This window comes from Mesorhizobium sp. WSM4312, assembly GCF_002294875.1.
Taxonomy (GTDB): Bacteria; Pseudomonadota; Alphaproteobacteria; order Rhizobiales; family Rhizobiaceae; genus Mesorhizobium.
On the sequence record NZ_NSFU01000005.1, the window covers coordinates 74,542 to 91,031 of the forward strand.

The following is a 16,490-nucleotide window of genomic DNA, read 5'->3' on the forward strand; positions in this document are numbered from 1 at the left end:
CCGGATTTGGTTGCGGGCGGTCGCGTCGGAGCGCCGACCTTTGTTCGCCAACCTTTCGGGCGGTTGGGCGTTGTCCCTGCGAGGCAGGCTGCCGCCGCGGGCGGCCGTCAAAGCAAAAGGAGGCTCAGATGAAAAAACCTCTGGCCATCGCGTCGCTGTTGCTGGCCTTGGCCGTGCCGGCGGCGGCACAGACGGATCAGCAGCAGGGCTCCAACAACCCGACTCCGCAGGCCGACAAATGCCGGGTCGAGCCGGATCAAGGCAAGCAGCAGCCAGGTGGCGGCAATCTGAGCGAAAAGCTCAATGATTGCGGCGGGGTGCTGAAGCCGCCGGCCACCGGCGACCAGGGTATGGCGACACCGGCGCCCGACGTGGGCAAGACACCGGTCATCAAGCCGGGCCAGGTGCCGGCTCAGCCGCAGGCCAAGTAGAAAGCCAGGCGCGCCGAAGAATTTTGGGTTCGAGACCTCTCATCCGATCGTGGATGGCGATCTGCCCCGCAAAAATAGGTATCGGCAGCAACAGAAGAGCAGGCGAAGGGCACCGCCTGCATTTCTGGGTTAGCGAACCAGCACGCCGGCATGATCGCACAGCGCCGTAAAGGCTTCCTGCGCCTGCGCCGTGCCGTCCTTGTTTTCCAGCGCCGCTTCGACCTTTGCGCGCGCGGCCTGGTAGAAGGGACCGCGGCTGGCTTGCGGCCAGTCGATCAGGACTTCACTGGCGTCCTGAAGGGTCGCCACCTCACGGATTGTGTCCGAGCCATGCGGCTTGATCCGCACCGGTGTCGTCAGCATCACATCGGCCATTGCTCTTCCCGCCTCTGGTTTTTCCACTATTGGAGGATGCGGGCTTCGCGCGCGGCGTCGATCATCGCCCGCATCGCCTTTTCCGGCGGTGTCCAGCCGTCCAGCGCATCGCGACAGCAGCGCAGCGCCGCCTGATATCGCCGGCCTCGGCCGGCAGGCCAGTCGCCCAGGCATTCCAGGCCCTCCCAGGCGCTACGCACGATGCGTTCACGCTCGGGGGCGAATTTCAGGCGGATCGGTCGGGGAAAAATCTTGTCGTTCAACTGACGTCTCCGTGGCATGTCGCCCGACACTGACCGCGGTTGTGGACAACGGCACTTGTGAGGGGCGCCGGATAACGTCGTCGACAAGGGAGGGTTCCAGGCCCGAAGATCAATTTTCAGTCTGCGCGACGGCGTCGGACAAAGGCCTCGGTGGCGGCGGAGCGGCGTCTTCGGGCGCCGGCCCGTCAAAGGGCCGGTCATGCTCGAATTGTGCGGTGCCGGGCAAGGCATGCAGCCAGGTCTCGCGGCGGCTGATCCACAATTCATATTGCGGCTCCAGGTCGGTCGGCGCGACGTCGAGGCTGCCGAGCATCACCTCGACTTCATCGTCGCCGACCCAGGCGACGCGGCTGCCGCAGGTCGGGCAGAAGCTGCGCGTGCCGTAGGAGGCGACTTCGCCCGATGTCTCGAAGGCGTCGCGCGGCCATATCGCAAAGGCCGAATAGGCCGAGCCGCTGGCCTTGCGGCAGTCCTTGCAGTGGCAAAGGCCGACGCGTGTCGGCTGGCCGATGATGACGAAATGCACGCCGCCGCACAGGCAACTGCCGGTTCTGCGTGTGGTGTCGGACATGATCGCGGCCCTCCCTCGGTCTGGCTTTCGTCAGTCTGGCACGCCAAGGGCCGGGCGGAACAGATGCTGGCCATTTCGTTGGCCAGAAACCGGGAAAAATCCCGTTCGCACCGCCGACCGGGCTGGTGCTCCCGACCCGGCCGATGCGGCCCGCAACATCCTTCAACGCAATGCCGGCGAAATGGTTGCGGCTCGCGGCCGCCCCCGCCTATCCGCGCGCGGCCATGTGGTTGTCGAGCTTCTTGCGCGACGGGCCGTAGCGCTTGATGATGGTCTGGGCTTCGCTCTGCGGGATGCCGTATTTGCGCGCGAAGGCGGCGACCTCGTAGGTCTCCTCGCTCGAAACCAGCTTGCGGTCCTGCTTGATCTTCGTTTTGTCGTCGGGCATGGCGTGCCTCGCTTTCTGTCAGCCGCACGGTCGCGGGGCATCAGTATATAGGATGCCGCGATCAGACATAACAGCGATCGGCGCTGCTGGTTCCAAGGCAGATGGCGGACAGAAGCCTGCCCGACGCGGATCGAGGCTGTCAGGCCGATGCAGGGGCGGGGCCCGCGGCATGGGGATCGGCCTCGCCGCATTCGGCGCAAGCAGCGCTGGCGCCGGGGCAGCCGCGCTGATGCGTGCCGGCGGGACAGCAAAGCCCGTTGGAGCTTGTCCAGCGTGGGCATTGGAAAACCTGCCCGGTGCCGCCACAGCCATTACACTCGAGGACCGGTGACCGGACCAGATAGGACCTCGTCCTGAACCTGACGCTCGCGCCCAAAACTCACCCCCCAAAATGGTTGCACCGGACATGCCTGTACATTAGCCCAAGCTAACAATATCACGTCGCGGGTTACGGACAAGTTTCGGGATCGCTATTTGTTGGTGAAAGCTGGCGCCAAGTGCCAAACGCGTTGGCTGGGTTCAACCGCCTGGCAGCACCATAAATAGGAGCGCCGACGCGGCCGGTCGCGATCGCATCCAGCGGCCCCATACCATCAGCAGGCAAACCGAAATAATCTGATTTCACTGGCGCGGACGGCCGAGGCACTCCACATCTCAGCAATCTTGCCTCCATGATTCCGCGCAATCGCGGTATCGGGCAATGACAACGGGGGGTGGCAATGACTGACACGCAAGGCAATTCGAACCGTGCCCTCCAGCACGGGGCCGTGGGCTCGCGCTCGATCGGCAGCGGCATCGTCGCGCTGGCCATCGTGCTGGCGCTGATCGGTGCCGTCATGGGGTCCTGGTACACGATCGACCAGGGTGACCGCGGCGTGCTGTTGACCAATGGCGCGTTGAGTTCGGTCGTCGATCCGGGCCTGCATTTCAAACTGCCGTGGTTGCAGAGGGTCGAGAAGATCAGCCTGCGCCAGCAGGTGTTGAAATGGGGCTGCGAGAACCAGAGCGATTGCGGCAATCTGCCGGCCATGCAGGCCTATTCGCGTGACCAGCAGCCGGCCGACATGCGCGTCACCGTCAATTTCCACGTGCCGGCGGCCGAGGTCTCGAACGTCTACACCAATTACGGGTCGATCGAGGCGCTGGCCGACCGGGTCATCGCCCGCAAGGCGCCGCAGGAGATCAAGACGGTGTTTGGCCAGTACGACGCCGTGTCGGTGATCCAGAACCGCGCCAAGTTCAACAAGGATGTCGCCGACGCCATCTCGTCGGTGACCGACGGCCCAGTGATGATCGACAGCGTCCAGGTCGAGAACATCGACTTTTCCGACGCCTATGAGCAGGCGGTCGAGGCGCGGATGACGGCGCAGGTGGAAGTGCAGAAGCAGGAACAGAACCTGCAGCAGGAAAAGATCAAGGCCGACATCGCGGTCACCCAGGCCAAGGGCCGTGCCGACAGCGTCAAGGCGGAAGCCGAAGCCAGCGCCTACAAGACCAAGATCGAAGGCGAGGCGACGGCCGAAGCGATCAAGGCGCGCGCCGCAGCGCTCGCCAACAATCCGCTGCTGGTCGAACTGACCAAGGCCGAAAAATGGGACGGGCAGTTGCCGAAGTCGATGATCCCCGGCTCGACGGTGCCGTTCCTCGAACTCAGCACGCCGGCGCCGGTGGCGAACTGAGGTCCAAGCGAGGCAACGAAGAAACCAATGATGATCCCGAACGGGCTTCGGAAGGGATCATGCTCTTGGTTCAAAAAGTTCGACCACGTTGCCGGACGGGTCCTCGCAAAGGATCTGGCGACCGCCGGGGCCATCGACGATCTCGTTGCGGAACGGCACGCCGGCATCGCGCATCCGGGCGGCGAGCGCCGGCAGGTCCTGCACCTCGATGACGATGCGGTTCCAGCCGCCGGGCTGCGGCGTGCGGCCATCCGGCATCGGTCTCGCCGCCGACGCCATCGGGCCGGCGAGCCAGAACGTCAGGTCGTCGCGCTTCAGGATGGCCATCGCCGGGCCGAACTGCTGCCGCAGCGCGAACCCCAGATGGCTGGTGTAAAATTCTATCGCCAACTCGACATCGCTGACGAGATACCGGACCGTCGCCATTGCTGGCTCTCCTCACAAACTGATCACGCCCCCTTTGCGAGGGTAGCTTTCGGGGCAGGTCGCGGCAAGGTTCCCGGCCCGGCGACGGCGCCCGTCCGTCAGCGCCAGACCGGCGACGGCGTCCGTCGCGGCCGCGCTTGCGGACAAAAATTCAGGCCGGTGTCGGAACCGCACGGCGTCGCTCGTCCTTGGGTCGATATCCATTGCAACCCTGGAGAGACAAAATGCCGGACATCACTCAATCGCCGTGGCAGACCGCGGCCCTTCTCATCGCCCGCCTGGTCTTCGCCGCCATGTTCCTGATGGGGGTGGTCTTCAAGTTCATGGACATGGGCGCCACCGCCGGCTACATCGCCGCCGCCGGCTTCCCGTTTCCGCTGTTTCTGGCGTGGTGCGCCGCGATCCTCGAGACGCTGCTGGTGATAGCCTTCCTGACCGGCGCCTTCCTGACCCCGGCGGCGCTGGTCGCGGCAGTCTATGTCACCTTCCTCGGCTTTGCCTTCCACGGCCCGTCGCACTGGGCCTCGAACCAGGCCGAGTTCGGCGCCTTCATGTCGCATTTCCCGTTCGCCGCCGGCCTGCTCTTCGCCGCCGTCCACGGGCCGGGACGGACGCTGGCGCTGAACCTGGGCTGGCCGGGCAAGGCTTGAGACGAGCTACAATCGGAGGAGTTCGCCGTTTGCGTGAAACGGTGAACTGCTCCTAGCCTCACAGCTGATCGTTATAGGGCTCCTTCATCTGGCCGACCATGCGGGCCAGTTTCGAGAAGGACGGCATGTCGGCCTCCGGCTGGCACTGGTTGGCGAGCTCCAGCAGCCGAATCGGAAAATTGACGGCGTCGCGGCTAGACGCCGACATGCCGTTGGATCGCTCCTCGCCGGTTTCGCTGGCCTCGGCCTTGCGCAGCGCGATGTCGATCTCCTCCGATGTCAGCACCCCCTTGCGAACCAGGACGTGGTTGATCGACGCGACGGCCATCAGCAGGCCTTCGAGTTGCAGATTGGCGACGTTCATGGGGTTCCCTCCATTGACCAAAGGGGAAACGCGCCAGCGGCGTTTCCGATCCGAAGCCAGGCGCGGAGCCGGTTTCAACCGGGATGCCGGGCAGGCGCCGGCTCGTGCTGCCGGCCTATTCCTGCGTCAGGCGCTCGCCATATTCGCGCCACACCGCCTTGACGTCCAGGCTGCCGAGGCGCGGGATCGACGGATCGCCGCAGGTGATGGCGACGGCGCTGATGTCGTAGTTGGGGTAGGCGTTGGCGACGAAGCGGATCGCGTCGCCAAGCGAGTTCACGCGGATGATCGGATCAGCCTGGCCTTGACCGGTGCTGCGCACACCGGAAACCGTGGCTGGAGCATGCCGCATCCTGAAGACGGATGCCATGGCTGGTCTGTCCATCGCCCTCTCCTGCAAGGCCGTACGACGCGAATCATTCCATGAGCTTCTTCTGATGGTCCCACAGCTGCCGGCTGATGAAAAGCCGGCTATCCGGTTCGAGTTTCGGCGACGGCGCAGAGCTTGATCGAGAAGGAGGCTTGAGAGGCTCCATGATCTAGGAATTTTTTCCTTGACCGGGTGAGGGCAGCCATGCTACATATTTGTCCATGGTGCTGATTTGCGCCAACGACCCGCCGCCGAGGCGGGTTTTGTGTTTCTGGCGCCTTGGCAGCCGCCGGCCGCCAACTTCGTATGGTGGCGGGCCGTAGGGCGCGACCTCAGCGGGAAATCCAATGACCCAACGCTACGCCACGATCATCACCGACGATGACGGTCGCGAAATCGTCAGCGCCATCGGCGCGTTCGAGGGTGCGGCGCCACGCCCGCGTCTGGGCCGGATCGAACCGGTGGCATCCGGCGTGCTGATCGGCATGGTGCGGGATGCGACGGGCGGCTTTGGTTTTCCCCAGTCCGGCATCGGCGGCCACGCCATGGGTCTCGTCCTGGCGCGGCTCAGGGCGCGGGCCAGCGTGGCAAAACGCGCCGGTGCGCCAAAACCTGCCGCGACCGCAAAGCCGAAGCGCGCGAAGAGGGCCAAGGTGGCGAAAAGGAAATCCCGCACCAGGAACCCGGCCAGATCGGTGCCGAAGACCGGCTTGGCTGCTTCCGCAAACGCAGCCAGCACCATGGATCAAGTCGATGGCTGACGAAGCCGCCGCCGGGCCGGCGCGCCGCATGACAAAGCCGGCAAGGCGCAAGCCCGCCCGCGCGGCGGTCGCGCCGACGCCCCGTCCGAAGCGGACGAAGAAGACGCTGGGCGACGATTTTCTCGCCGCCGTGCGGGCCGATTTCCGCGCGCATGGCGCCGCCGTCATCGCCGAGGTGCGGGCCGGCAAGCCCGACCAGTATCTGAAGATCGTGCTGTCGGTGCTGCCCAGGGATTTCGATGTCGCCGTCAACCATCTGGACGCCTTTTCGGATATTCTGTTCGAGGTGATCGTGCAGAAGTTCAAGTCGGCGACGGAAGACTGAAAGCCCGCCGAAGCGGGCTTCCGTATTTCCGATGGTTGCTTCGTGCGGCAGGCTGCACTGCGAGAACGCGCTGATGGCTGCGCAGCCCGATATATGTGCCTCTCAATGGAATCTGGTTTTGAAGACGCGAAAGACCTCGCACCAGAGGCGGAAATCGGCCAGTCGCCCGGCGAAGTGTGCTTCCATGGCGCAGTAGGCCGCTGCGGTCTGCGCTTCCGGCCCATAGAGCTCGATTGCGGCAATTACTGCATCGTTGGGATCGGCAAAATCTGAAAGCCTCAGTGCCGCGCCATTGTCTGTCCGGAGCATCGAGCAACACCTTCTGTTCAGCGCCTTCATGCCGCATATGTGGCGCAAATCGTGCCTGCGGCCCAGCGGCTTGGTTGCTAGTGGGGACTGGCAGCGGAAGGCCACTGGGCCTGACCGGCAGGGCCTTGAGATGGCAGCGCCGACTGGTGAAGATATTTGCACCCCTGCTCATATCAGCGAAACGTGCGAACGAAGGAAGGGCGAGGCGCGCTGGCTGCGGCCGGCGGGTTTTTCGACAGTTGCCCGCTCCTTGAAAAACCGCGATTCAATTAGCCTCTGCTGAAATCGCTCCCGAAACCGCCTTTGTTGGGCCGGAATGGGGCACCAATCGAATGATGCGCTGGCCTCCCGTATCATTGCAAAATACATGGCCGGCATCATTGGGGAAACCGAACTGATTTCGATCTCCAGGCAACCATGTTGAGCCAAATCGCTCGTGGATCGCATGTCGCCGGTATTCGGAACGGAAACAGGCTTCGCAGCTTCTATCTGAGCGAAGCTTGTTGAGGCAGGGCCTAATGTTCAGTGACAAGGAAACCCGATTATTAGAGGCTGGGCTGTTCATGGCGGTGCCGCTCTCAATCCTCATCGCGGTCTTGGTGGTTAGCCTTACGTTTGGCTGGTTTGGGTGACGGATTGCCCGCGGCGGGGCGCGATCGACGGCCAGTATCTTCACGTTCATTCCTGCCTACGAAGGCTTGCCGTGCGTCCGAGAATTCGCGCCTGACGGCTCGATCGAGCCAATGCCCGCCTCGGCCCGCGCCGAGGCGGGCTTTTTGCGTTTGTGGCGCCCGCCCGGCCACTGCTATATCCCGATGAAAGGTTGCCGAACTCGCGGCGGCGTTGATCCAGCCCGGGGTTACGGATGCAGATTGAACGATATGATGGGGACCGCGAAATATTGCTGCCGCTGTTTGCCCTTGCCGACGATTCCCCCACGCAGGTTTCCAGCTATATCGATGAGGGCGAGGTGCTGGTCGCGCGAGAGGGCAACAGGATCATCGGCCACGTGCAGCTCATCGAGACAGGCGAGGGCGGTGTCTTCGAGCTCAAGAGCCTGGCGGTCCGTCCGGCAAGACAGAGCGAGGGGCTGGGGCGTGCCCTTGTCGCGGCGGCCGTCACCCGCTGCCGCGAGCGTTACGGCCGGCGCCTGATCGTGTCGACCGCGGCGGCCGATATCGGCAATTTGCGATTTTACCAAAGACAGGGCTTTCGAATGTCTCGCATCGTGCAGGATGCCTTCGGGCCATCGACCGGTTACCCCGAAGGCTTGCTTGTGAACGGCATTCCGCTGCGCGACCAGGTGGTTTTCGAACGCGATCTCGGCGCGGATTGAGGGTGAGATCGTCGACCTCGCGCTCCAGCTTTGGGCGCAAACCATCCGATAGCCCGCTCCGGTTCGCCGGGCGGGCTATTTTCGCGTTTCTGGGCCTAGGCGAGGATGTTGACTGCGCGGGCGGCGACCAGTGCGATCGTCAGCAGCGATATCATCGACTCGGCCATCATCAAAAGCTTGGCGCGCTGCGACAGCGGCAAGGTGTCGGTCGGCGAAAATGCCGTCGCATTGGTGAAGGCGAGGAAGAAATAATCGACGAAGCCCGGCAGCCAGTCGCGGATCTCGCGGTCGTTCAAGGTCATTTGCGGGAACAGGAAGTCGGAATGGGCGCGATTGACGAGGCCGCATGTCGGCGGCCCGCCGCGGTCCGTGCTCCAGAACCACAAGGCAAAGACGATGACGTTGGTGACCCAGATGTTGAGCGCGTCGATCAGCAGCGTCTGGCCGCTGGAGCCGGCATGGCCCGCCAGCAGGGCGCGCACCAGGAACACCAGCGAACCACAGTTCATGACGCTGACGACGCCGGTCATCACCAGCGCCGTCCTGCGGATGATGACGCGAAACCGGCCGACCAGATACCAGTGCTCCTCCTCGAGCGCTTTCTGGCTGGCGACCTGTGTCCAGGCGGTGGCGACGGACAGGGGCACGAGCAAGGCGGCCTCCAGCGCCGGCGCCAGCCAGCGCGGGCCGAACGAAAGATCGTTGATCACCAGGAGCTGCAAACAGATGATGACGAGGACAGCCGCACGTGCCAGCCAGAAGTCGAGCGCGCGATGGTGGATGACGGCATGGTGGTGACGCATCGATATCAGGGATGTTCAGACAGGACCAAATGGGCGGCTGTTCTGCCGGGGGAGGGCAGCGGAGCGCCGAAATTCCTGCCCAATCTTGGTTTTGCAATGGCTTGCAAGTATACTTTTTCGTAAGCTTTGATTATGGGGACTGTTCGGCAAACCGGACGATGTGATTTAAGCGCCGCATGGTGGGAATAAACGACTCCATGGATGGTTGGGCGCCGGCGGGGCTGACTTCCGCCGGCCTCGACTCGTCATCGGTATGGCCCGGCCTGCTCCGCCATCCCTGGTATTTGCTGGCGCTTTTGTGCCTGGTGCAGATCCTGTGCTGGACGGCGGTGCCGGCACTGATCGATCCCGCCCCGCCCGGCGACGTGGTGGAAGGTTTCATGTGGGGCCGCGAATGGGTGCTGTTGACCTACAAGCACCCACAGCTTCCAGGCTGGCTGCTCGAAACCAGCCATCTTCTGACCGGATCGTTCCGCTGGCCGCAATATCTGGTTGCCCAGCTGACGATCTCGTCGACCTTCGTCCTGGTCTACCTGCTGGCCCGCGACATGCTCGGGCAAAGCCGTGCGCTGGCCGCCGTGCTTTTGATGCCGTCGCTCTATTTCTTCGGCTGGCCGACCCCGCAATTCAATCATGACTACGCGCAGATGCCGTTCTGGGCGGCCATCTGCTGGCTGCTCTGGCGCGCCGGCCGTGGCGGCGGGCCGGGCTGGTGGCTGGCGCTTGGACTGGTGTCGGGCGTCGGGCTCTATGCCAAGTTCTCCACCGGCCTGCTGCTTGCCTTCGGCGCGCTCTGGCTGTTGCGCGACGCACGCGCGCGCAGCCGGCTGGCGACGCCCTGGCCATGGCTCGGCCTTGCCGTTTTTCTCGCCGTTGCCACACCGCTGGCCATCGCGCTCTACCGCATCGATTTCCTGCCGCTGACCTATTTCGCCGCCCGCGACCAATGGGTGGCCGAACACCGGGCGCGCCTTTACTACATAGGTGTCCAGATGGCCGGACTCTCCGGCCTTCTTCTGGTGCTGGCGATATCAGGCCTGCTGCGGCGCTCGCCCGCCCCCGAAGTGCCCGTCGAGCGCAGCATTCTGGTCTATCTCGTGTGGATGGGGCTCGGCCCGGGGACCCTGATCATGGTGGCCTCGTTGTTCATTGGCACCGGCGAGTCCTGGGGCGCGCCGATGTACAATCTTGTCGGTGTCACGGTGCTGGCCTTCCTCGGCCACCGGCTCGGCGCCATCGAGATGCGAAGGCTGGCGATCTGCGCGTTCCTCTGCATCGTCACCGTGTCGGGCGCCTATGCTGCGCTGCGCTGGACGGGCTGCAATGTGCGGGGGCGCTTGGACGCCGTCTGCTGGCCGGCGGAGCCGATCGCGGACGAGGCCGAGGCGGTCTGGCACGCGGCGGCGCCCGGCCGGCTCGACATTGTCGGCGGCGATACCCAGGTGGCCTTGCTGGCTGGCCTCAATGCCTATGACAAGCCGTCGATCTTCACCGATCTTGACACCCGGTTGGCGCCCTGGATCACCAGGCAGCGCTTGCGCGACCACGGCATGCTGATGGTTTGGCGAGGACATGGCGTGCCGCCGCAGTTGCGGACATGGCTGGGCAACCTCCCGGTCAAGACCGTTCTTTTCAATTGGTCGCGCACGGCGCCGCCTTTGGCAATCAGCTTTGCTGCCATTCCGCCGGGCACGCTCTATCCGCAGCTTGCCGTCGACAGCCCGACCCAGCATCCGCCCAACTGAAACGGTTCGATCCCCGATCGCGTCGTGATATCGTTCGTTCATGGCCGCGTTGTTTCCACGCGACTGGACGAAGCGGACGACAATGCCCATCTATTGGGAAATCCAATTTTGTCTGCGCAATTCCGGGCGGGAAACCCTCGCATGAGCTGGAATTGCTTTTTGAGGAGACGTGACATGGCGACTTCGACCGAACGCGCAGTGCTTGCCGGTGGCTGTTTCTGGGGCATGCAGGATCTGATACGGCGCTATCCCGGCGTCATCTCCACGCGCGTCGGCTATAGTGGCGGCGATGTGGCCAACGCCACCTATCGCAACCACGGCACCCATGCCGAAGCCATCGAGATCAATTTCGATCCGGCAGTGATCAGCTATCGCACGCTGCTGGAGCGCTTTTTCCAGATCCACGACCCGACGACGCGCAACCGCCAGGGCAATGATGTCGGGTTGAGCTACCGTTCGGCGATCTACTATACGAGCGACGAGCAGAAGCGCGTCGCCGAAGATACCATTGCCGATGTCGATGCCTCCGGCCTGTGGCCAGGCAAGGTCGTCACGGAAGTCGCGCCGGCCGGTGCCTTCTGGGATGCCGAGCCCGAGCATCAGGACTATCTGGAGAAATATCCAAACGGCTACACCTGCCACTTCGTCAGGCCGGGCTGGAAGCTGCCGGTTCGCGAGAAGGCCGCATCCTAACGATTGGGCAAACGCATCGTTGGGAATGATATCGAAAAGCCGCTGGATGTCCGGCGGCTTTTTCAGTTTGGGCAATCACTTACTTGCCGCAGTTGTTGTCGTTCACGGTGGGGGCCGTCGCGTTGCCGTTGGCATCGGACTGCGCGCCTTGCGGATTGGTCGGGCAATTGCGATCCGCATCGGAGTTCATGTCGCCCGGCGCGATGGTCGTGCTGTTGGTAATTGCCGGATCGACCGTATCGGGCGAAGCCGGCGTGCTCGGGTCTACAGTCACTGACCGGCCGCTGCCGCCGGACCCATCCATGCCGTTTGCGGTGTTGCTGGTGTAACGCTTTTGGCCCGGTGCGCTGAAAAAACGGCTTTCCCTTCCGTTCGAATGGTGCTTTAACGCGCTCATCCACAGGGGTGCTCCGTACGGTCGGGGCTGAGACGGGGGCGGCAAGCCCACAGACCCTAGAAGCTGATCTGGGTAATACCAGCGGAGCGAGGCGGGCGATGTTTTCAGGCGCACAGATTTCCCTTTATCCCATGGCCGACGATTTCGTCGGTGTCATCTTGGGCGCGCTCGGCGCGCTCGACCCCTACCGGGACAGGCTCCGTATCGAGACCGACGACATCTCGACCTTGCTGGTCGGGCCACCCGAAGTGTTGTTCCCGGCGCTGCGCGACCTGTTCGTGGCGGCGGCGCGGAGCGGCAAGCATTGCGTGCTGTCGGCCGCCATTTCGCGCGGCTGTCCCGGCGAGCCGGACGATCCGATCTGCCGCTCCGACGCGTTTGGCGGGCCTGTCGGGCCGCTCGGGCCGCGCAAGGAAGCCGCCATCACCGCCGTGCGCAATGCTGCTGCCACCGGCCAGCCGGCGGCGGCGCAATTCTCGCTCTATGTGATGGGCACCGGCGACCACATGGATGAGATCTATGGCTGCATCGATTTCCTGAAACAGTCCGGCGTCTACGATCGCTCCAAGAACTTCTGCACCAAACTGCGCGGCGATACCGGCGCGATCTTTTCGGCGCTGAATGAAGCCTTCTGCCGCTTCGGGCCGGGCGCCGGCCACGTAACCCTTGACGTCACGGTTTCCGCCAACAGCCCCACCGCTGTCTGAACAGAACGCGCCTTCGTCGCGCGGCCGTCAAGGTTATCCTCTCTTGGTCTCATCGTCGTCAAGCCGCCCGCGGCAGCTCGCGGGTCTCTTCGCCAAGGCAGCACCGGCCGTGATGTCGGTCGGGTTGCTGCTCGTGGCCTGGGAACTCTACGCAAATTATTCCGGCATCAAACCGACGATCCTGCCGGCGCCGTCGCGCGTCTTCGAACAGGCAATGCTCAATCGCGAGGCGCTGATCGACAACGCCATTCCCACCATCCGCGCCACGCTGATGGGCTTTGCCTGCTCGCTCGGCGCCGCTTTCGCGCTGTCTATGCTGGTCGACTTCTTCCAGCCGCTGCGGCGGGCGCTGTTTCCTGTCTTCATCGTCAGCCAGACCTTGCCGCTGGTGGCCATCGCGCCGCTGGTGGTGTTGTGGTTCGGCTTCGGTTTGACGCCGAAGATCATGCTGGTGGCACTGGTCACCTTCTTCCCGATGCTGGTGGCTCTGGTGCAGGGCTACGAGGCGACCGAGGTGGAGATCGGTCAGATGCTGCGCGCCATGGGGGCAGGGTGCTGGCGTGTCTTCGTGCTGGCGCGGCTGCCTTCGGCACTGCCGTATTTCTTCGCCGGCCTGCGGATATCCATCACCTATGCCGTGGTCGGCGCCATCTTCGCCGAATATGCCGGTGCGGCCAAGGGACTAGGCATCTACATGCTCAACGCCAAGAACAATTTCCGCCCCGATCTGGTGCTGGCCGCGGTCGGCGTCAGTGCCGCACTCACGCTGATCCTGTTTGGGCTGACGGCGCTCTTGCAGCGCCTCGCCATGCCCTGGGAACGGATCGACCGCCAGCCGGCAGGGAAGGGGCCGGGGCGATGAGCCGGCTCGAATTGCGGCATGTGCGCAAGGCGTTTGGGGGCCTCGACGTGCTCGCCGACATTTCGCTCAGCGTCGGTGCCGGCGAATTCGTCTCGATCCTTGGGCCTTCGGGTGCCGGCAAGTCGACGCTGTTCCAGCTTCTGACGGGTGCCGAGCATGGCGAAGGCGAGATGTTGTTCGACGACACGCCGCTCGACGACCATGGCCGGCATTTCGCATTCATGCCGCAGCGCGACGCCCTGATGCCGTGGCGGCGCATCCTCGACAACACGACACTCGGGCTGGAAGTGCAAGGCGTCGGACGCCAGGCGGCGCGGGCGCGGGTCGCGCCGCTGCTTGCCGAGTTCGGGCTCGCCGGCTTCGAGCGGCATTTTCCGGCACAGCTTTCCGGCGGCATGCGCCAGCGCGCGGCGCTTTTGCGCACCGTGGTGCAGGAGCGCGACATGCTTTTGCTCGACGAGCCGTTTGGCGCGCTCGACGCACTGACCCGCGCGGCCATGCAGCGCTGGCTCGAGCAGATGTGGCGGCATCATCGCTGGACGGCGCTGCTGATCACCCACGATGTGCGCGAGGCGGTGTTCCTGTCCGACCGCATCTATGTGCTGTCGGCGCGCCCGGCCCGTGTGTTGCGCGAGATCACGGTGCCCTTGCCGCGTCCGCGCGATCCGACCGGCGCCACCGCGCAACAGGCCGGCGCACTCGAGGCCGAGATCCTCGACATCTTGCTCAACCCCCAACCATCCAAAGGACATGACCATGACTGATCTGACACGCCGGCAGGCTTTGCTGCTCACCCTTGCCAGCGGTCTTCCGCTGATCGCCGGAGCGAGCCGTGTCTTCGCCGCGACGCAAAAAATCACCGTCGCGCTGGACTGGACTGTCAACACCAACCACATCGGGCTGTTCGTCGCCCGCGACAAGGGATTTTACCGCGAGGCCGGCCTCGAGGTCGACATTTTGCCCTACAGTAATACCGGCGCCGGCACGCTCGTCGCCAACCGCGTTGCCGATTTCGGCATCAACGGCACCATCAGCCTGTTCACCCAGAAGACCGCCGGGGCCGACTTGAAGGCCGTCTACGCCGTGGTGCAGTCGGAGACCGGCCGCGTGGTCTTCAATGCGGCGCGCAGCGAGATCAAAAGTCCGAAGGACCTTGACGGCCTGACCTATGGCGGTTTCGGCAGCGCCTGGGAAAACGCACTGATCTCGACCATCATCCGCCACGACGGCGGCAAGGGCAATTTCGAAACGGTGACGCTCGGCACTTCCGCCTATGAAGCGCTGGCCAATGGCTCTGTCGACTTCACGCTCGAGGTCTCGACCTGGGAGGGCGTCGAGGCCGAACTCAAAGGCATCAAGCAGCGCAGCTTCGTCTATGCCGACTACGGCGTGCCCGACGAGCATACGACGCTGATCTCCTCGAGCGAAGCCTATCTCGAAGCAAACCCGGCACTGGCGTCGGCTTTTATTCAGGCAACGCGGCGCGGCTATCAGTTCACCGTCGATCATCCAGCCGAAGCCGCAGCGCTGCTGATCGCCGCCAACAAGGATGCCTTGACCAATCCGGCGTTGATCGAGGCGTCGCTGAAGGCGCTGATCGACGGGCATTATCTGCGCGCGAAGAACGGCGCCATCGGCACGATGGATCCGGCCAAGATGGACGCCATCGGCGACTATCTCTTCAAAGCGGGCATCTTGCGCGACGCTGATGGTAAGATCCTGACGCAGCGCCCTGATTTCACGAAGTATTTCGTAAATCTGAATTTGGGATGAGGCTGGACAAGCATCACCCGGTAGCGGACGGCCTGTTCCGTTAGGTTCGCATGCGGGGGGCGTCCCGCACCCGCATGCTTTCGCAGGAGTTGTCCCGTTTGATGCCGATCCGATCGTCCCGGTTAACCCCCCGGCAATGGTTGCGTGCAATGGTCGCTTCGAGGGATCATCGGGGTGTTTGCGTTGCTCACGTCAAAAAGTGAAGCGTTTTCGCATAATAATGAGGGCGGATTTTTCTCCGCGGCGCGAAAGCGTGACATACTGGTCGATCTGCGCGAAGGCTTTTTTCGCCTCTGTGCCCTGGCCTGCGCGGGGCTGTTCGTCTATCGCGGCATGTCCCAGCTCGTGGAGGACCCGACCCGGATCAACGCCGCGCTGGTGGCGATTTCCGAGATCCTCACTTTCACCTGGCTGCTTCTGTCGCGGCGTCCGGTGACGCGTGACTGGAATCCGCTTACGGTCGTCGTCTCCGTGACCGCCAGTTTCGGTGTCGCGTTGATCAGCCTCCAGCCTGGCATAGCGCTTGTTCCGGTCTATTTCGCCGCGCCGCTGCAGTTTGTTGCGCTGTTGTTCGTCATCTGGGGCAAGATATCGCTTGGCCGTTCCTTTGCCATCCTGCCTGGCAATCGCGGCGTGATGACCGGCGGCGCCTACCGGATTGTGCGGCACCCGATCTATGCCGGCTACCTCGCCGGCCATGTGCTTTATCTGCTGTCGGCCTTTTCCTTCCACAACCTCGCTGTCTATGCGGTAATCACCTACATGCAGCTGTATCGCATCCTGCGCGAGGAGGCCCTTTTGGCCGCCGAACCGGAGTATCGCGCTTACATGGAACGTGTGCGCTACAGGCTGTTCTACCGCCTGTTTTGAGGGCAGGATTGTCGATTGAAGAGGCTGGGGTCCGCGATCGGCCGGTCGCCATACCGGTCCGCGCGTCGGCATTGGTGGCGGAACCAATCCAAGCAATCCGTCCAGCCCGAGCAATCCCTCGTACGCGAGCAATCCCAATCATCCGAGCCTGCCGGGTGTCGTAGCCCAGATGTCCAACAGCCAGGTGGCGCGTATGAAGAAGCGCTGCGTCGACGTGCTCAGCAGCGAGGGCAGTTATGATCGCGACCTGCGTCAGCTCTGCCTGTTGATCGCCCGCCGCTGAAGCCAGGGGCGCCAGGAATGGACGTGCGCAATCGGCGTGAACCTTTTTGACGGTCTGACCTCCGGCCGTTCGGAAGCCCGTCTCTCGGGCGGGCTTCCGCGTGTCTGGC

23 protein-coding genes and 1 riboswitch are annotated in these 16,490 nt (G+C 63.8%); of the genes, 13 read left to right on the top strand and 10 right to left on the bottom strand.

Translation table 11 applies throughout. The annotated features are described in order from the left end of the window. Window positions 1-128 precede the first annotated feature (128 nt). Window positions 129-431 (top strand): hypothetical protein, encoded by a 303-nt coding sequence (locus CK228_RS09230; protein ID WP_095787639.1) that lies wholly within the window; start codon window positions 129-131, stop codon window positions 429-431. Window positions 432-560: 129 nt separating this feature from the next. Here CK228_RS09230 and CK228_RS09235 read toward each other — a convergent pair whose 3' ends face one another. The 4 genes from CK228_RS09235 to CK228_RS09250 form a co-directional block, all read right to left on the bottom strand. Further along, the gene (locus tag CK228_RS09235) at window positions 561-806 is read right to left on the bottom strand and encodes a DUF982 domain-containing protein (RefSeq protein WP_095773793.1); all 246 of its coding nucleotides are present in this window, start codon (window positions 804-806) and stop codon (window positions 561-563) included. A 26-nt stretch (window positions 807-832) separates the two neighbouring features. Further along, entirely contained in the window at window positions 833-1,069 is a 237-nt protein-coding gene (locus CK228_RS09240) for a DUF982 domain-containing protein (RefSeq protein WP_095773794.1), read from the bottom strand. 109 nt (window positions 1,070-1,178) lie between these two features. Continuing rightward, complete coding sequence (locus CK228_RS09245) at window positions 1,179-1,640, bottom strand: GFA family protein (RefSeq protein ID WP_095787640.1); 462 nt, start codon at window positions 1,638-1,640, stop codon at window positions 1,179-1,181. 208 nt (window positions 1,641-1,848) lie between these two features. Next, window positions 1,849-2,028 carry a DUF3606 domain-containing protein gene (locus CK228_RS09250; protein WP_010910426.1) on the bottom strand — a complete coding sequence of 60 codons (180 nt, stop codon included), beginning with the start codon at window positions 2,026-2,028 and terminating at the stop codon, window positions 1,849-1,851. A gap of 719 nt (window positions 2,029-2,747) precedes the next feature. Here CK228_RS09250 and CK228_RS09255 point away from each other — a divergent pair. Continuing rightward, complete coding sequence (locus CK228_RS09255) at window positions 2,748-3,707, top strand: prohibitin family protein (RefSeq protein ID WP_095773796.1); 960 nt, start codon at window positions 2,748-2,750, stop codon at window positions 3,705-3,707. Window positions 3,708-3,764: 57 nt separating this feature from the next. Here the strand turns inward: CK228_RS09255 and CK228_RS09260 are convergent, their stop codons facing one another. Beyond that, the gene (locus tag CK228_RS09260; RefSeq protein ID WP_027047052.1) at window positions 3,765-4,133 is read right to left on the bottom strand and encodes a VOC family protein; all 369 of its coding nucleotides are present in this window, start codon (window positions 4,131-4,133) and stop codon (window positions 3,765-3,767) included. A gap of 224 nt (window positions 4,134-4,357) precedes the next feature. Here CK228_RS09260 and CK228_RS09265 point away from each other — a divergent pair, with 224 nt between their 5' ends. Beyond that, on the top strand, window positions 4,358-4,783 hold the full coding sequence (locus CK228_RS09265) for a DoxX family protein (protein WP_095787641.1): 426 nt from the start codon (window positions 4,358-4,360) through the stop codon (window positions 4,781-4,783). A 58-nt stretch (window positions 4,784-4,841) separates the two neighbouring features. Here CK228_RS09265 and CK228_RS09270 read toward each other — a convergent pair whose 3' ends face one another. After that, window positions 4,842-5,147 (bottom strand): hypothetical protein, encoded by a 306-nt coding sequence (locus tag CK228_RS09270; RefSeq protein WP_010910423.1) that lies wholly within the window; start codon window positions 5,145-5,147, stop codon window positions 4,842-4,844. A 115-nt stretch (window positions 5,148-5,262) separates the two neighbouring features. After that, entirely contained in the window at window positions 5,263-5,532 is a 270-nt protein-coding gene (locus tag CK228_RS09275; RefSeq protein ID WP_095773800.1) for a hypothetical protein, read from the bottom strand. Window positions 5,533-5,864: 332 nt separating this feature from the next. On the opposite strand from CK228_RS09275, the gene CK228_RS09280 reads away from it, so the two are divergent. Continuing rightward, window positions 5,865-6,278 (top strand): hypothetical protein, encoded by a 414-nt coding sequence (locus CK228_RS09280; protein ID WP_095787642.1) that lies wholly within the window; start codon window positions 5,865-5,867, stop codon window positions 6,276-6,278. After that, entirely contained in the window at window positions 6,271-6,603 is a 333-nt protein-coding gene (locus CK228_RS09285; RefSeq protein WP_095787643.1) for a hypothetical protein, read from the top strand. The genes CK228_RS09280 and CK228_RS09285 overlap by 8 nt, the downstream gene beginning before the upstream one ends. Window positions 6,604-6,705: 102 nt before the next feature. On the opposite strand, the gene CK228_RS09290 is transcribed toward CK228_RS09285, so the two are convergent. Further along, on the bottom strand, window positions 6,706-6,942 hold the full coding sequence (locus CK228_RS09290) for a hypothetical protein (protein ID WP_095203861.1): 237 nt from the start codon (window positions 6,940-6,942) through the stop codon (window positions 6,706-6,708). An 835-nt stretch (window positions 6,943-7,777) separates the two neighbouring features. Between CK228_RS09290 and CK228_RS09300 the strand changes: the two genes are divergently transcribed. After that, on the top strand, window positions 7,778-8,248 hold the full coding sequence (locus CK228_RS09300) for a GNAT family N-acetyltransferase (RefSeq protein WP_095773804.1): 471 nt from the start codon (window positions 7,778-7,780) through the stop codon (window positions 8,246-8,248). A 95-nt stretch (window positions 8,249-8,343) separates the two neighbouring features. Here the strand turns inward: CK228_RS09300 and CK228_RS09305 are convergent, their stop codons facing one another. Continuing rightward, window positions 8,344-9,051 carry a hypothetical protein gene (locus CK228_RS09305; protein ID WP_095787645.1) on the bottom strand — a complete coding sequence of 236 codons (708 nt, stop codon included), beginning with the start codon at window positions 9,049-9,051 and terminating at the stop codon, window positions 8,344-8,346. Between the two features lie 197 nt (window positions 9,052-9,248). On the opposite strand from CK228_RS09305, the gene CK228_RS09310 reads away from it, so the two are divergent. Next, window positions 9,249-10,796, top strand: coding sequence for a glycosyltransferase family 39 protein (locus CK228_RS09310; protein ID WP_095787646.1), 1,548 nt, complete (start codon window positions 9,249-9,251; stop codon window positions 10,794-10,796). Window positions 10,797-10,970: 174 nt separating this feature from the next. Beyond that, window positions 10,971-11,489, top strand: coding sequence for a peptide-methionine (S)-S-oxide reductase MsrA (gene msrA / locus CK228_RS09315; RefSeq protein ID WP_095787647.1), 519 nt, complete (start codon window positions 10,971-10,973; stop codon window positions 11,487-11,489). Between the two features lie 79 nt (window positions 11,490-11,568). Here msrA and CK228_RS09320 read toward each other — a convergent pair whose 3' ends face one another. Continuing rightward, window positions 11,569-11,886 (bottom strand): hypothetical protein, encoded by a 318-nt coding sequence (locus CK228_RS09320; RefSeq protein WP_348629233.1) that lies wholly within the window; start codon window positions 11,884-11,886, stop codon window positions 11,569-11,571. Further along, window positions 11,881-11,994: riboswitch (TPP riboswitch) on the top strand. Its footprint overlaps the gene before it by 6 nt. Here CK228_RS09320 and CK228_RS09325 point away from each other — a divergent pair. The 5 genes from CK228_RS09325 to CK228_RS09345 all read left to right on the top strand — a co-directional run bounded on the left by CK228_RS09325 (window position 11,985) and on the right by CK228_RS09345 (window position 16,098). Then, window positions 11,985-12,593: a YkoF family thiamine/hydroxymethylpyrimidine-binding protein gene (locus CK228_RS09325; protein WP_095773808.1), complete on the top strand. Its 609-nt coding sequence runs from the start codon at window positions 11,985-11,987 to the stop codon at window positions 12,591-12,593. Its footprint overlaps the riboswitch before it by 10 nt. Before the next feature lie 43 nt (window positions 12,594-12,636). After that, the gene (locus CK228_RS09330; protein WP_179295864.1) at window positions 12,637-13,455 is read left to right on the top strand and encodes an ABC transporter permease; all 819 of its coding nucleotides are present in this window, start codon (window positions 12,637-12,639) and stop codon (window positions 13,453-13,455) included. After that, window positions 13,452-14,219, top strand: a complete 768-nt coding sequence (locus CK228_RS09335; RefSeq protein WP_095787648.1) for an ABC transporter ATP-binding protein — start codon at window positions 13,452-13,454, stop codon at window positions 14,217-14,219. The genes CK228_RS09330 and CK228_RS09335 overlap by 4 nt, the downstream gene beginning before the upstream one ends. Further along, window positions 14,212-15,228 carry an ABC transporter substrate-binding protein gene (locus tag CK228_RS09340; protein WP_095787826.1) on the top strand — a complete coding sequence of 339 codons (1,017 nt, stop codon included), beginning with the start codon at window positions 14,212-14,214 and terminating at the stop codon, window positions 15,226-15,228. The genes CK228_RS09335 and CK228_RS09340 overlap by 8 nt, the downstream gene beginning before the upstream one ends. 174 nt (window positions 15,229-15,402) lie before the next feature. Continuing rightward, complete coding sequence (locus CK228_RS09345; RefSeq protein WP_095773810.1) at window positions 15,403-16,098, top strand: isoprenylcysteine carboxylmethyltransferase family protein; 696 nt, start codon at window positions 15,403-15,405, stop codon at window positions 16,096-16,098. Window positions 16,099-16,490: the final 392 nt, after the last annotated feature.